This window comes from Paraplanobispora siamensis, from assembly GCF_016863175.1.
GTDB lineage: Bacteria > Actinomycetota > Actinomycetes > Streptosporangiales > Streptosporangiaceae > Planobispora > Planobispora siamensis.
On sequence record NZ_BOOJ01000028.1, the window covers coordinates 59,807 to 74,274 of the forward strand.

Here is a 14,468-nt window from a genome sequence, read left to right on the forward strand (position 1 = left end):
GTACGGCCGTCGCCCGGCGGCGGCCGTACCGGCCCGCGGGGGCCGCGTCACGCCGGAGCCGTGCCGCCGGTCGGGCCGTGTCCGGCGAGCCGGTGCGGCGTCAGGCCCGGCAGATCAGCTCGCCGTGGAGCAGGGACAGCCAGCCGTCCGGTTCGGCGGCCCACGCCCGCCAGCCCTCGGAGATGCGGCGCAGGTCGTCCTCGGCGGCGGCGCCGGAGTCCAGGGCCTGGCGGGCCATGTCGGACTTCAGGATCCGCTCGGCCCACATGCCGCCCCACCACTGCCGGTCCTCGGGCGTGGCGAAGCACCAGGTCGAGGAGGTCGCAGAGATGTCGGTGAAGCCGGCGGCCCGGGCCCAGGACAGCAGCCGCCGCCCCGCGTCGGGCTCGCCGCCGTTGGCCCGGGCGACCTTCTCGTAGAGGGCCAGCCACTCGTCCAGCTCGGGCGGTTCCGGGAACCAGGTGAAGGCGGCGTAGTCGCTGTCGCGCACCGCGACGACCCCGCCCGGCCTGCAGACCCGCCGCATCTCGCGCAGGGCCTGCACCGGGTCGCCCACATGCTGCAGCACCTGGTGGGCGTGGACCACGTCGAAGGAGTCGTCGGGGAAGTCCAGGGCGTGCACGTCGGCCACGGCGAACTCGACGCCGCTCAGGCCGCGCCGCGCGACCTCGGCGCGGGCCAGTCCCAGGGCCTCCTCGGTGACCTCGGACGCGGTGACCGTCCCCGGGGCGACCCGTACGGCCAGGTCGGCGGTGATGGTGCCGGGCCCGCAGCCCACGTCCAGCAGCGACATCCCGGGCTGCAGGTGCGGCAGGAGGTGGGCCGCCGAGTTCTCCGCCGTGCGCCAGCGGTGGGACCGCAGTACGGACTCGTGATGGCCGTGCGTGTAAACGGCGTCCTTCGTCGTCACAGGACCACTCCTTCGGTCGGGTGGGCCAACCGTAGCAGTGGTCTCATTAAATGAGAAAGATCGTCTCTATATGTGAGAATTACTGAATCTGGGGATCCCCGTGCTTGTTGTCCCCGGCGGCGGCGCCCAGACTTGAACCACGTCGTCGACATCACCTGTGGAGGTGGTTGACGTGTATGAGGAGTTCAGCACCCTCGAGGCGTGGTCACTGGAGTGCCTGCAGTGCCGGCACGTGTGGGAGCAGGAGTACACCGTCCGCCACCTGACCGACGGGCACGGTCACGACGTGGTGGTCTGGCTGCAGGCCGAGATCCCCGTCCAGCCGCCGTGGGCGGGGGTGAACTGCCCCGGCTGCGGCGTGGACAGGGTGAACGCCTTCCCGCGGACGGGCAGGCCGGGCCGGAAGGCGCCGTCGGCCGCGCCGGCGGATTTCGAGCGGCCGCCGGTGGAGGCGCTGTACTCGCCCGTCCCTCCCCGCCTGCCCTTCATCTCCCACTGACCGGCGGGCGCTGACCGGCGGGCACCGGCTCAGGAGTCGCGGACCCGGGAGGCACCGACCTCCGCGGGTCCGCGAGGGGTCGCGCCGCAGCACGCGGCCCCTCGCGGGCGGGGTCGCCCCCTCATGGAAATGCCGCGATCATGGTGGTGCCAACCCCGTCGAACGGCAAAGATCAGATTCGGTACTCCAGATCGGGGACGATCTCGGCCACGTCCATCTGGGCCTTCTGCAGGCGGCCGGAGTAGTCCCAGTTCATCGCCTGCCAGCGGGTGAACTGGTCGAGCACCCACATCCCCGACTGGCGGCTGCCGTTGCCCGACTTGCCGTTACCGCCGAACGGCAGGTGCGCCTCGGCCCCCGAGGTGGAGTTGTTGACGCTGACCATGCCCGCGCCGATGCCCGCGCGGAAGCGGAAGGCGGCCTTGGGGTCGGTGGTGTAGATCGAGGACGACAGGCCGTACCCCGGCAGGTTGGCCAGCTCGACGGCCTCCTCCAGCGTGCCGAACGCGGTCACGCCCACGATCGGCCCGAAGGTCTCCTCCATGAACAGCCGGTCGCCCGCGCGCACGCCGTCCACGACCACCGGGTGGTAGTACAGGCCGCCCGCGCCGTCGAACCCGCTCCGGGGGTTGTCCTCTGTGATCCGCCCGGTGGGACCGGACACGACCGTGTGGTGCGGCTCGATCCAGCCGAGGTACTCCTCGTAGCGCTCGGCGAACTTGTGGTCCAGCAGCGGCCCGCACAGCACGTCCCCGGCCGGGTCGCCGATCGTCGCGCCGGCCACCGCGCGCGTGTAGCGGGCGACGAACTCGTCGTGGACGCTCTCGTGCACGATCACCGTGCCGAGCGAGGTGCAGCGCTGCCCGGCCGTGCCGAACCCGGCGAACAGCGCGCCCTCCACCGCCAGGTCCAGGTCGGCGTCCGGCATGACCACCATCGGGTTCTTTCCGCCCAGCTCCAGGCAGGGCGACTGCAGGTGCCGCCCGCACAGCTCGCCGATCTTCCTGCCGACCGCGCTGGAACCGGTGAAGCCGACCTTGTGCACCGTGCCCTCGCCCAGCGCCGCCTCCAGCCCGGCATAGGTCGCCTCGCCGTCGGCCAGCACCAGGTTGAGCACGCCCTCGGGCAGCCCGGCCGCGGCGAACAGCCGGTAGAGCGCGTGCGCGGAGGCGGCGGCGTACTCGGCGGGCTTCCACACCACCGCGTTGCCGCACAGCAGCGCCGGGACGAGATACCAGGACGGCACCGCGACCGGGAAGTTCCCCGCGGTGATCACCGCCGCGACCCCGACCGGCACCCGGAAGGTGAACAGGCTCTTGTCCGGCATCTCGCTGGGCACCGTCTGCCCGTACAGCCTGCGCCCCTCGCCGAGGAAGAAGTCGCACGTGTCGACGATCTCGCGGACCTCGCCCAGGGCCTCGGCGTACGGCTTGCCGATCTCCCTGGTGACCAGCCGGGCCAGCGCCTCGGCGTTGGCCTCCACCAGCCGCCCGATCGAGGCGATCACCCGGCCCCGCACCGGGGCGGGGACCTGCGCCCAGTCCCGCTGCGCGGCGGCGGCCGTACGGCAGGCGGAGGAGAACGTCTCCGCGTCGGCGAGCCGTACGCGCGCGACGACCTCGTCCACGCGGGAGGGGTTGATCGAGTCGTAGACCGCGTCGCCGGACGCTTCCTTCCCGCCGATGAGGGAGACGATGTCGAGGGTCACCTTTGACCTCCTTGGATAGGGCGTGTAACCGCATTGTCTCCGCGCGCCGACGAGCCGTCACATCCGCCGCTCCGGGACCCCCGTATCCGCCGCTCCAGGGCTCCCGCCTCCGCTCCGGCCGCGCGGGCCGTACGAGCCGTGCTCCGGCGGGCGTTGCCGAAGATCGGCGGCGCGCATAGCCTGGCCCGCAGGGCCGGGCGGGTCCCGGCTGCGGCCTCCGGCATCGACACGGGCGGGGATCCATGGACGAGGACGTTCTGATCATCGGCGCGGGTGTGATCGGTCTGACGACGGCGGTCTGCCTGGCGGAGGGCGGGCTGAACGTGCGCGTCCGTACGGCGTCGCCGCCCCGCCGCACCACCTCGGCGGTGGCCGGTGCCATGATCGGCGGACCGGTCTTCTCCGAGCCGCTGGCGGCGGCGGTCGGCTGGCAGCGGACGAGTCTGGAGGAGTTCGCCGCGCTGGCCGGCGACCCGGACACCGGGGTGCGCGTCGCGCGGGGACGCCTGGTCAGCACGCTGGGTGAGGAGACGCCGCCCTGGGCGAAGGAGCTGCCGGGGTTCGCCCCGTGCGCGCCCGACGAGCACGCCGGGTTCCCCGTCGCGTTCTGGATCTCCTCGCCGCTGGTCGACATGCCGCGCTATCTCGGCTATCTGGAGCGGAGGCTCGCCGCCGCCGGGGGCGAGATCGAGGTGCGTCCCGTGGACGCGCTCGGCGGCGCGCCCGTGGTGGTCAACTGCAGCGGGCTGGGCGCGCGTGAGCTGGCCGGCGACCCCGGTGTGCGCCCGGTGCGCGGGCAGCACGTGGTGGTGGAGAACCCCGGGCTCGACGACTTCTTCTTCGAGGGCGGCTTCGGGACCTCCTGGACGAGCTACATGCCGCACCGGGACCGGGTGGTGCTGGGCGGCACCTCCGCCGACGGCGACGGGAACACCGAGCCCGACCCGGCGCAGACCGAGGAGATCCTGCGCCGCTGCGCCGAGGTCGAGCCGCGGCTGGCCGGGGCCCGGGTGCTGGGCGTCGAGGTCGGGCTGCGCCCGGGCCGCGAGCGGATCCGGCTGGAGGAGGAGCGGTCCGGGGACTCCCGGGTGATCCACTGCTACGGCCACGGGGGCGTGGGCGTCAGCATGTCCTGGGGCTGCGCCCGTGAGGTGGCGGGCATGCTGCTGTGACGGCGCGCTGCCGCCGCCGGTGCGGCGGGACGCGGCGCGGACCCGGCTCGTCCCGCGGCACCGGTGAGAACGGCCGTTTCCACTGTCACCCCCCGAGTGTGCCGCCGCCCACCGACATTTCCGACCGCACACGGCAGGCGGCCGGATCGATCGGGTCCCTCGACGCGCAGGGTCCGCCGAGGCCGGCCGGGGCGTGGTCAGCCGGGGTGCGACCGGCTCGACGCCGCGCGCCGGAGGCTGTCCAGCACCCACGGCGGGCAGCCCGGGTCCGCCTCCGCCTCGGCGACGGTGAGCCAGACGAGCCCGGCCACCTCCTGCGGCGAGGCGGCGACGGGCCGGGCGCCGGGCGGCACCGGCCCCCGGAACACCACGTTGACCACCGGGTCGCCGTCGTCGGTGACGAAGAACGAACTGCCCACGTAGGCGAGCCCGGTCCCGGCCAGATCGACGCCGATCTCCTCCGCGACCTCCCGGCGGGCCGTCTCCTCGAGCACGTCGGCGCCGGGCTCGGTGCCTGAGACCTCGACCTTGCCGCCGACGCCGCTGAGCAGGCCGGGAGCGTGGGCCTCCTGCGCGCCGCGCTCGATGAGCAGCCAGCGGCCGTCCCGCTCCAGGAAGACCTCGACGTTGACCACGAAGGCCGGCCTGCCGGCCGCGGTGAGACAGGTGGTTCCCATCATGATCGGAGACTCTACGGGACCGCTCCGGAGGACGGCACCGGTCCCGGGCCGCGCTCAGATCATGCGGAAGTCGGCGAAGTCGAAGCCGGGGGAGACGACGCAGCTCACCAGCACCGCCTCGGTCCCGGCGGGGCGGGCCGCCTGCCAGGTCCCGGCCGGGACGAGGGCCTGGGGGACCTGGCCCTCCTCCACCAGCGGGCCGAGGGTGAGCGTGCTGGACGGCTGGCCCTCGTGGCCGCCGAGGACCAGGGTCAGCGGGCCGCCGCGGTGCCAGAGCCACACCTCGTCGGAGCGGACCACGTGCGGGCGGGACTCCTCACCCGGTCCCAGCAGGAAGTAGATCCCGGTGGCGCTCGCCCGCGCTCCGCCGTACCCGTCCGGAGTGAGGGAGTGGGAGGTCCGCCAGGTCTCCCGGAACCAGCCCCCCTCGGGGTGGGGCTGCAGGTCCAGGAGTTCGGCGAGCGGCGGGCGCGGAGGAGTCGTCACCGCACCGATCCTAGGCTCCGCGCCCGGCTCCCGGATTTCCGGAGGCGACGCCGGGTCACGTCGGGCCCGCCGGTTTCCGAGGTGACGCCGGATCGCGTCCGGCTCGCGGGTTTTCCGGAGCGACGTCGGGTCATGTCCGTCTCACCGGTTTCCGGAGGCGACGCCGGATCGCGCCATGGCGGGAGGCGAGGGCTGGGACACCCCATACCGGGTTTTTACCGGCGATGGCGGACATCGTATGGAGGCCGGCCGAATTTGTCGGCGAGGTTGGCTAGCGTTCGGGCGTGATCGAACGGTGGAACCGGGACCAGGTGCTGGCGCTCGCGCCCGACGCCGCGTCCCAGAAAGCGGCCCACGGGGTGTCCTCGCCCGCCAAGTGGTCGGGCACCGGCGTCACCGCTGAGGCGGTGTGGGGTGAGTGCAAGGGCAGCGGGTCCAAGCCGTACCGGGCGTGCGTGGACCTGTCGGAGCCCGCCTACCGGTGCACCTGCCCGAGCCGGAAGTTCCCCTGCAAGCACGCCCTGGGCCTGTTGCTGCTGTGGTCGGCCGACGGCGTGCCGCCGGCCGCCGAACCGGCCGACTGGGTGGGCGAGTGGCTCGCCCAGCGCCGCGCCCGCGCCGAGAAGGCCGCCTCCCCGGCCCGTACGGCCGAGCCCGGCACGACGCAGGCCGACAGCGCCGGTGCGGGTGGGGATCCCGGCACATCGGGCGCCGACTCCGGCCAGGTGCCCGGCGCGCCGGGCACCGGTCCCGGCCAGAGCGCCGACTCCCGGCGCGCCGAGCGGCGCGAGCAGCGGGTCGCGGCCGGCCTGTCGGAGCTGGAGCGCTGGCTGGCCGACCAGATACGGCAGGGCATCGCCGGATCGCGGCGCCACGACCACTGGGACGATCTGGTCAAGCGCCTGGTCGACGCCCAGGCGCCCGGCGTCGCGGGCACCGTCTCCCGGCTCGGCTCGGTCCTGTCCACCGAGGACTGGCCCGCCCGCCTGCTGGCCGAATACTCCCTCCTGCACCTCCTGCTCGTCGCCTACCGGCGCCGGTCGGAGGGCGTCCCCGCCGCCGGAGACCCGGCCGGGCCGGAGCTCCGGCAGACCGTGCGCTCCCGCGTCGGGTTCCCGGTCACCAAGGAGGAGGTGCTGGCGGGGGAGAAGGTCCGTGATCTGTGGCACGTGCTCGGCCGGCGGGACCACGAGCAGGACCGGCTGATCACGCGGCGGGTGTGGCTGCGCGGCAGGAAGACCGGCCGGGCCGCCCTGGTGCTGTCCTTCGCCCCCGTCGGCCACGCCCTCGACGCCTCACTCGTCACCGGCACCGTCGTCGACGCCGATCTCGCCTTCTACCCCGGCGCCTCCCCGTTGCGCGCCGTCGTGGCGACCCGCCACGGCGCCGCCCCGTCGACGGTTCCCCAGGACGCCGTCCCGTCCGTGGCCTCCCACGGCGCCGCCTCGGCCGTGGCCTCCCAAGACGCCGTCCCCGATCCGGCCCGGCACGACTCCGTCTCGGAGCGGGCGTCCGGACCGGACACGGCGGTACCGCCCGGTTCCACCCCGGAACAGGCGCTGCGGGAGGTGGCGGACGCGCTGGCGGGAGACCCGTGGACGGACTCCTGGCCGATCGTCCTCGACGGGGTGGTCCCGATGGGGAACGGCTCGTGGCTGCTCGGCGACGCCTCCGGGGGGCTCCCGCTGCACCCCTCGGCGGGCACCCCCTGGCGGCTGGTCGCCGTCTCCGGCGGGCATCCGCTGACGGTCGCCGCCGAATGGACCCCCCGGGGCCTGCGGCCCCTGTCGACCTGGGACGAGGAAGGCCGGGTGGTGGTGCTGTGAACTCCCAGACGAGCACGCCGACGAACTCCCCGACGAAGTCCGCCGCGGCGGCCATGACCGCCTGGCAGGACCTGGTCTCCACCGCGCTCGTCGGCACCGACCGCAGACCGCTGCCCGACCCGCCCGCCGTCGCGGCCCGCACCGGTGGTCCCGCGGCGGCTTCCCCGGCCGCCGGTCCTGCGGCGACCGCCGACCGCACCGATGGCCCTGCGACGGCCGCCCACGCCGCCGGCCGCGCGGCCGCTTCCCCGGTCGCCGACCCCGCGACCGAACTGCTGGAACGGGCCGCCGTGAGCACCGTCCGGGCCCGGGCCGGACAGCGGCTGCGGGCGGGCGAGGCGCTGGAGGCCGCCCCGGCGGAGGACCGGCCGGCCGTGTCGCGGGCCGCCGCCGACCGACTGGCCCGCATCCTCGGCGGGGAACGGCCGAGGCTGCTGGCCGAGTGGCTGGAGACCGCCGCCGGCCGCGGGCACCGGCTCGCGCCGCACCTGCTGCCCGAGCTTCTCGACCACGCCGCCCGCGACCGCTCGATCCGGCCCCACCTGGGAGTCCTCGCCGGACACCGGGGCCGCTGGCTGGCCGGGCTCAACCCCGCGTGGAGCTTCCTGCTGGAGGAGGCCACCGCGGCCGACCCGAGCCCCGAGGTGTGGGAGCTGGGCACCTCCGGCGACCGCCGCGTCCACCTGAGCGCGCTGCGGGCCGCCGACCCCGCGGCCGCGCGCGAGCTGCTCGCGGCCACCTGGGAGCAGGAGGCGCCCGGTGACCGGGCCGCGTTCCTGGAGATCCTCGCCGACGGGCTCTCCCCCGACGACGAGCCGTTCCTGGAGGCCGCGCTCGACGACCGCCGCCGCGAGGTCAGGCACCAGGCAGCCGACCTGCTCACCCGCCTGCCCGGCTCGCGGCTGGCCCGGCGCATGGCCGAGCGCGTGTCCCGGCGCTTCGCCGTCGCCGACGGGAGGATCCACGTCGACCCGCCCTTCGAGTGCGACGCCGAGATGGAGCGCGACGGCGTGCGCGCCAAGCCGCCGCACGGCACCGGCGAGCGGAGCTGGTGGCTGCAACAGCTCGTGGCCCGCACGCCGCTCGGCGTCTGGAGCGAACTGCTGGGCCGCCCGCCCGGCGAGCTCGTCCGCATGGAGGTCGTCGACTGGGGCCGGGAGGTCATGGCCGGCTGGGTGCGGGCGGCCGTGCTCCAGGGCGATCCCGTCTGGGCGCGGGAGCTGTTCGACTGGGATCCCCTGGCCGACCTGCTGGCCGTACTGCCCCGCGAGGAGCAGGGCGCCGTGGCCGCCAGGTTCGTCCGCTCCCACGGCCTGGACGGCCAGCTCATCATGGTCCTGGGCGGGGCCGCCGCCCCGTGGGGGCCCGAGCTGTCCAAGGCCGTGCTCCAGAAGATCGTCGAGCTGTCCGGCACCCAGCCGTGGAACCTCGGCGAGCTGAGCCGGCTGGCCGGCGAACGCGTCGACCCCGCCCTGTACGGCCTGGCGGAACGGCTGTCGCCCGAACCGCCCGTCCAGGAGGTCGCCGCCCTCCTGCGTTTCCGTGACGACATGCTTAAGGAGTTTCGATGACGACGGTGCTGCGCCCGCACGCCGAGGACCAGTACGCCGAAGAGCTGGAGATCCTCTCCAAGGACGACGACCGGACCAGGCCGCCGGGCTGGAAGCTGTCGCCGTGGGCGGTGACCGCCTACATCCTGGGCGACGGCGAGCGGATCACCCCGAAGTACATCGGTCCCCGCCGCATCGTCGAGGTGGCCGTGGCGACCCTGGCCACCGACCGGGCGCTGCTGCTGCTCGGCGTACCCGGCACCGCCAAGACCTGGCTCTCGGAGCACCTGGCCGCCGCCGTCAGCGGCGACTCCACCCTGCTGGTGCAGGGTACGGCGGGCACCGCCGAGGAGGCGGTGCGCTACGGCTGGAACTACGCGCGGCTGCTGGCCGAGGGCCCCTCCCGGGAGGCGCTCACCCCGAGCCCGGTGATGCGCGCGATGGCCGAGGGCCGCATCGCCCGGGTCGAGGAGCTGACCCGCATGCCCTCCGACGTCCAGGACGCCCTGATCACCGTGCTGTCGGAGAAGACGCTGCCGATCCCGGAGCTGAACGAGGAGGTGCAGGCGGCGCGCGGGTTCAACGTCATCGCCACCGCCAACGACCGCGACCGGGGCGTCAACGAGCTGTCCAGCGCGCTGCGCCGCAGGTTCAACACCGTCGTGCTCCCGGTCCCGGCCACCGCCGAGGAGGAGGTGGACATCGTCTCCCGCCGGGTGGAGCAGCTCGGCCGCTCCCTGGAGCTGCCCGAGATCCCGACGGCGCTGGAGGAGATCCGCCGGGTCGTGACGGTCTTCCGCGAGCTGCGGAGCGGCGCCACCGAGGACGGCCGTACCAAGGTCAAGTCACCCAGCGGCACCCTCAGCACCGCCGAGGCCATCTCGGTCATCACCAACGGCGTGGCCCTGGCCGCCCACTTCGGCGACGGCGTGCTGCGCCCCTCCGACGTGGCCGCCGGAATCGTCGGCGCCGTGGTCCAGGACCCGGTCTCCGACCGTGTCGTGTGGCGTGAATACCTCGAGACCGTCGTCCGCGAGCGCCGGGACTGGCGTGACTTCTACCGGGCGTGCCGTGACGCCGACTGAGCCCGCCGCGGGAGATCGGCGACGCGGCGGGCGGCGGAGGGCTCACGGAGACATGACAGGAGGCGGGCGGTGAACGTATCCGTTCTCGGCGTCCGGCACCACGGGCCGGGCTCCGCGCGTTCCCTGCGCGAGGAGCTGGAGCGCCTCAAGCCCGACATCGTGCTCATCGAGGGGCCGCCCGAGGCCGACGGGCTCGTCGACCTGGCGGCGGAGCCCGACATGGAGCCGCCGGTGGCGCTGCTGGCACACGTGCCGGGCGAACCGGCCAAGGCCGCGTTCTGGCCGTTCGCCGTCTTCTCGCCCGAGTGGCAGGCGATCCGCTACGCGGTGGGGGCGGGCGTGCCGGTGCGCTTCTGCGACCTGCCCGCCGTACACAGCCTGGCTCTTCCGGAGCGGGAACCGCAGGTCCCGGACGAGGCCGGAGCGCCGGACCCCGGCGCGGAGACGGGCCCGGCCGGGCAGCCCGGCGCGGGCGGGCGGGACGAATCCTCCGGGGAGGCGGGCGACCGGGAGCGGGCCGTACGGATCGACCCGATCGGCGAGCTGGCCCGCGCCGCCGGATACGACGACCCCGAGCGGTGGTGGGAGGACGCGGTCGAGCACCGCGGCGACACGCCGTTCCAGGTGATCGCCGAGGCGATGACCGCGGTCCGCGAGGGGTACGTCCCCGACGAGCACGAGGCGCGCCGCGAGGCCTTCATGCGCCGCACGATCCGCAAGGCGGTCAGGGACGGGTTCGAGCGGGTCGCCGTGGTCTGCGGCGCCTGGCACGTCCCCGCCCTGGCGGGCCGGGACGGCGGGCGGGCCTGGGGCGCCGGGTTGCCGACGGGCAAGGCGGACGACGCGCTGCTGCGCGGCCTGCCGAAGGTCAAGGCGGAGATGACCTGGGTGCCGTGGACCTACGGGCGGCTGGCCGCCTGGAGCGGATACGGCGCGGGCGTGACCTCCCCCGGCTGGTACCACCACCTGTTCGCCTCCCCCGACCGGCCGGTGGAGCGGTGGCTGACCGAGGCCGCCGGGCTGCTGCGCGAGGAGGACCTGCCGGTCTCCTCCGCGCACGTCATCGAGGCGGTACGGCTGGCGCGGTCCCTGGCGGTGCTGCGGGGACGCCCGCTGGCCGGGCTGGCGGAGGTCACCGAGGCGGTCAGGGCCGTCCTGTGCGAGGGCGACGGCCTGCCGGTGGAGCTGATCCAGCGGCGGATGGTCGTGGGCGAGCGGCTCGGCCACGTCCCCGACACGACCCCGATGGTCCCCCTCCAGCGCCACCTGCGAGAGGAACAGCGCAGGCTCAAGCTCAAGGCGGAGGCGCTCGACCGGGAGATCGACCTCGACCTGCGCAAGCCCCTCGACCTCGACCGCAGCAGGCTGCTGCACCGCCTGCGCCTGCTCGGCGTCGGCTGGGGCACCCCCCGGGAGAGCCGGAGCAAGGGCACCTTCCGCGAGTCCTGGATGATCGCCTGGCGCCCCGAGTTCGACCTCGACCTGATCGAGGCGAGCGCCTGGGGCACCACCGTGCCCGCCGCGGCCACCGCCCGCGTCCGCGACCTCGCCAAGGGGGGAGCGGGGCACGGCGGTGGCGCGCAGGGGAACAACGCCCCGGGCGGGGGCGGATCGGGCGGTCCCGGCGGAAGCGGTCCGGGCGGTCCCGGTGGGCCGGGTGTTCCGGGCAGGCCGGGTGCTCCCGGCGGCCCGGGTCGCTCCGGCGGTTCTGGTGGTCCGGGCCGGTCGGGTGGTCCGGGCGGGGTCTCGCTCGCCGATCTCACCGGGCTGGTGGAGCGATGCCTGCTCGCCGACCTGCAGGAGGCGCTGCCGGACGTGCTGGACGCCCTGTCCGAACGGGCGGCGCTGGACGGTGACGTGACGCACCTGATGGCGGCGCTGCCGGCGATGGTCCGGGCTCAGCGCTACGGAGACGTGCGCGGGACGCCCGCCGCCGGCCTGGCGGTGATCGTCGACGCCATGCTCACCCGGATCTGCGTCGGCCTGGGCGGGGCGGTCACCGCACTGGACGACGACGCCGCCCGCGACCTGCTCGGCCACGTCGACGCGGTGCACGCCGCCGTCGGCCTGCTCGACGCCGACGCCGATGTGGGCGCGGACGCGCGGCGGTCGCCGGGCTCCGCCGCCGGGTCGGACGAGCCGGGCTCCGCCGCCGATCACGGGCCGTCAGGGGTGTCCGGCGGACTGTCGGCCGGATCGGGCGAGAGGGGACCGGCTGTTTCTTCCTCGCCCGGCGGTGGCGGGTCGCCGGAGTCGTCCGGTGGGGCACCGGCCGGGCAGGGTGACGACCCGGTGCGGGAGCGGCCGAAGGAGCGGTGGCTGGGGGCGCTGCGCGCGGTGTCCGGGCGGCGCGATCTGCATGGGCTGATCGAGGGGCGGCTCGTCAGGATTCTGCTGGACGCCGGAGACCTCGACGCCGAACGGGCCGGGCGGCGGATGTCGCGGGCGATGTCGGCGGGGCACCCGCCCGCCAGGGTCGCGGCCTGGATCGAGGGGTTCGTCTCCGGAGGCGGGCTGCTGCTCGTGCACGACGCCCGGCTGCTCGGGCTGGTCGACGGGTGGCTGACCGGCCTGTCCCCGGAGGCCTTCGTGGATGTGCTGCCCCTGCTGCGGCGGACCTTCGGAGCCTTCGCCGCGCCGGAGCGCCGCTCGATCGGCGAGCGGGTCCGCTCGCTGGCCACCGGCGAGGGGCCCGGGGGCGACGAGGTGGAAGAGATCGACGAGGAGCGCGCGGCGGCGGCCGTACGGACCGTGCTGGCCATTCTGGGGAGGGCGTGATGGACGAGGAGCGGCTGCGCCGCTGGCGGCTGGTGCTCGGCGGGGACGCCGACGGCACCGGATGCGCGCTGAGCGGCACCGACGCCCAGATGGACGGGGCCTTGGCCGCGCTCTACAACAGCGGCGGCGGCTCCGGTGGACCGGGCGGGTCCGCCGAACGCGGCGCCGGGCTCGGCGCGTCCGCGCCGCGGGTCGCGCGCTGGCTGGGCGACATCAGGTCCTACTTCCCCTCGACCGTGGTCCAGGTGATGCAGAAGGACGCCGTCGAGCGGCTTAACCTGACCCGGCTGCTGCTGGAGCCGGAGATGCTGGAGGCGGTCGAGCCGGACGTCCACATGGTCGGCACGCTCCTGTCGCTCAACCGGGTCATGCCCGAGAAGGCGCGCGAGTCGGCCCGCGCGCTGGTCCGCAAGGTCGTCTCCGAGCTGGAGCGGCGCCTGGTCCAGAAGACCAAGGCCGCGGTGACCGGCGCGCTGGACCGCGCGGCCAGGACCCACCGCCCCAAGCGGGTCGCCGACATCGACTGGGACCGGACCATCCGCGCCAACCTCAAGAACTACCTCCCCGAGAAGAACACCGTGATCCCCTCACGGCTGGTCGGGTACGGCAGACGCCAGCGTGCGGTCCAGCGCGAGGTGGTGCTCTGCATCGACCAGAGCGGTTCGATGGCGGCCTCGGTCGTCTACTCCAGCGTCTTCGGCGCGGTGCTGGCCTCGATGCGCTCGCTGAAGACGTCGCTGGTGGTCTTCGACACCGCGGTCGTCGACCTCACCGACCAGCTGCACGACCCGGTCGAGCTGCTGTTCGGCACCCAGCTCGGTGGCGGCACCGACATCAACCGGGCCATCGCCTACAGCCAGGGGCTCATCACCCGGCCCAACGACTCCATCTTCATCCTGATCAGCGACCTGTACGAGGGCGGGGTCCGGGAGGAGATGCTGCGCCGGATCGCCCAGATGACCGCCTCCGGGGTGCAGGTGATCGTCCTGCTGGCGCTGTCGGACGAGGGCGCCCCCTACTACGACCACGACAACGCCGCCGCACTGGCGGCGATGGGGGTCCCCGCCTTCGCCTGCACCCCCGACGCCTTCCCCGACCTGATGGCCGCCGCGATCGAGCGCCGCGACATCGGCCGGTGGGCCGAGCGGTACCTGGAACGCTCGGCGGGGTGAGTCCTTTCGCGCCGGTGAAGGGGCCGGAGCGGTGCGGTGGTGCGCAGCGGGTGATGGCCCGCCCGTGGGGCGTTTCCGGGGTGGGCCGGGTGTCGCCCGCCCGGGCTGCGCCGCCTGGCAGCCGAGTCTGTCCTCAGGTGGCAGACGGGTGCGGTGGGGTGTGGGGGGTGCTGGGTCCGCCCGGGTCGCGCCGTCCGGCAGCTGGACAAGCGCGTCGGCAGACGGCAGACGGCAGACGGCAGGCGGGTGCGGCGGTGCGTAGCGGCTGGTGAGCCCGTCCGCGAGGTACGTCCGCGGTAGGCCCGGGCTCGGTGATCAGTTGTGCGTCGCGGTTGGGGACGGTCCTCGGTGCTTGGCGTTCGTCGAATCTCGATGTGGCCGGTGCTGGTGCCTCAGCAGTCGGTTCTGACCTCCAGGGAGATCGCGAAGGGATTGAGGCCGGTGGTCACCCGGCGATCCTCGACGCTCTTCATCGGGGCGCCCTGGCGTCACAGGCGGAATCGGTTACCGGGTGGCGCAGCTTGGGTGGGCAACGTCCGGCCGGCTGCGGACGTGTCTCACGGGTGGGCCTATCGCCCGCCGCGCGCCGCCGTACCGTCTGC

The 14,468-nt window shown here is 74.6% G+C and carries 11 protein-coding genes; 7 read left to right on the top strand and 4 right to left on the bottom strand.

All coding sequences use genetic code 11. The features are described 5' to 3' along the window. Positions 1-100: 100 nt before the first annotated feature. Entirely contained in the window at positions 101-910 is an 810-nt protein-coding gene (locus Psi01_RS16185; protein ID WP_204064841.1) for a class I SAM-dependent methyltransferase, read from the bottom strand. A 163-nt stretch (positions 911-1,073) separates the two neighbouring features. Here Psi01_RS16185 and Psi01_RS16190 point away from each other — a divergent pair, with 163 nt between their 5' ends. Further along, positions 1,074-1,409: a hypothetical protein gene (locus tag Psi01_RS16190; RefSeq protein ID WP_204064842.1), complete on the top strand. Its 336-nt coding sequence runs from the start codon at positions 1,074-1,076 to the stop codon at positions 1,407-1,409. Between the two features lie 172 nt (positions 1,410-1,581). On the opposite strand, the gene Psi01_RS16195 is transcribed toward Psi01_RS16190, so the two are convergent. Next, positions 1,582-3,117 carry an aldehyde dehydrogenase family protein gene (locus Psi01_RS16195; RefSeq protein ID WP_204064843.1) on the bottom strand — a complete coding sequence of 512 codons (1,536 nt, stop codon included), beginning with the start codon at positions 3,115-3,117 and terminating at the stop codon, positions 1,582-1,584. Positions 3,118-3,359: 242 nt separating this feature from the next. Between Psi01_RS16195 and Psi01_RS16200 the strand changes: the two genes are divergently transcribed. Further along, on the top strand, positions 3,360-4,289 hold the full coding sequence (locus tag Psi01_RS16200) for an FAD-dependent oxidoreductase (RefSeq protein WP_204064844.1): 930 nt from the start codon (positions 3,360-3,362) through the stop codon (positions 4,287-4,289). Between the two features lie 197 nt (positions 4,290-4,486). On the opposite strand, the gene Psi01_RS16205 is transcribed toward Psi01_RS16200, so the two are convergent. Further along, positions 4,487-4,969 (bottom strand): NUDIX hydrolase, encoded by a 483-nt coding sequence (locus Psi01_RS16205; RefSeq protein ID WP_204064845.1) that lies wholly within the window; start codon positions 4,967-4,969, stop codon positions 4,487-4,489. A 54-nt stretch (positions 4,970-5,023) separates the two neighbouring features. Next, positions 5,024-5,455, bottom strand: a complete 432-nt coding sequence (locus Psi01_RS16210) for a cupin domain-containing protein (protein ID WP_204064846.1) — start codon at positions 5,453-5,455, stop codon at positions 5,024-5,026. Between the two features lie 284 nt (positions 5,456-5,739). On the opposite strand from Psi01_RS16210, the gene Psi01_RS16215 reads away from it, so the two are divergent. The 5 genes from Psi01_RS16215 (at position 5,740) to Psi01_RS16235 (ending at position 13,866) form a co-directional block, all read left to right on the top strand. Continuing rightward, positions 5,740-7,281, top strand: coding sequence for an SWIM zinc finger family protein (locus Psi01_RS16215; protein ID WP_239127756.1), 1,542 nt, complete (start codon positions 5,740-5,742; stop codon positions 7,279-7,281). Continuing rightward, positions 7,278-8,852 (top strand): DUF5691 domain-containing protein, encoded by a 1,575-nt coding sequence (locus Psi01_RS16220; RefSeq protein ID WP_239127757.1) that lies wholly within the window; start codon positions 7,278-7,280, stop codon positions 8,850-8,852. The genes Psi01_RS16215 and Psi01_RS16220 overlap by 4 nt, the downstream gene beginning before the upstream one ends. Continuing rightward, on the top strand, positions 8,849-9,916 hold the full coding sequence (locus Psi01_RS16225; protein WP_204064847.1) for an ATP-binding protein: 1,068 nt from the start codon (positions 8,849-8,851) through the stop codon (positions 9,914-9,916). The genes Psi01_RS16220 and Psi01_RS16225 overlap by 4 nt, the downstream gene beginning before the upstream one ends. A 69-nt stretch (positions 9,917-9,985) precedes the next feature. Continuing rightward, positions 9,986-12,694, top strand: coding sequence for a DUF5682 family protein (locus Psi01_RS16230; protein WP_204064848.1), 2,709 nt, complete (start codon positions 9,986-9,988; stop codon positions 12,692-12,694). Then, positions 12,694-13,866: a VWA domain-containing protein gene (locus Psi01_RS16235; protein WP_204064849.1), complete on the top strand. Its 1,173-nt coding sequence runs from the start codon at positions 12,694-12,696 to the stop codon at positions 13,864-13,866. The genes Psi01_RS16230 and Psi01_RS16235 overlap by 1 nt, the downstream gene beginning before the upstream one ends. The last annotated feature ends 602 nt before the right edge of the window (positions 13,867-14,468 follow it).

Excerpts from the sequence above, each read along its gene's own strand:
- Psi01_RS16200 (WP_204064844.1), top strand. The coding sequence starts at position 3,360 with ATGGACGAGGACGTTCTGATCATCGGCGCGGGTGTGATCGGTCTGACG.
- Psi01_RS16205 (WP_204064845.1), bottom strand. The coding sequence starts at position 4,969 with ATGATGGGAACCACCTGTCTCACCGCGGCCGGCAGGCCGGCCTTCGTG.
- Psi01_RS16225 (WP_204064847.1), top strand. The coding sequence starts at position 8,849 with ATGACGACGGTGCTGCGCCCGCACGCCGAGGACCAGTACGCCGAAGAG.
- Psi01_RS16235 (WP_204064849.1), top strand. The coding sequence starts at position 12,694 with ATGGACGAGGAGCGGCTGCGCCGCTGGCGGCTGGTGCTCGGCGGGGAC.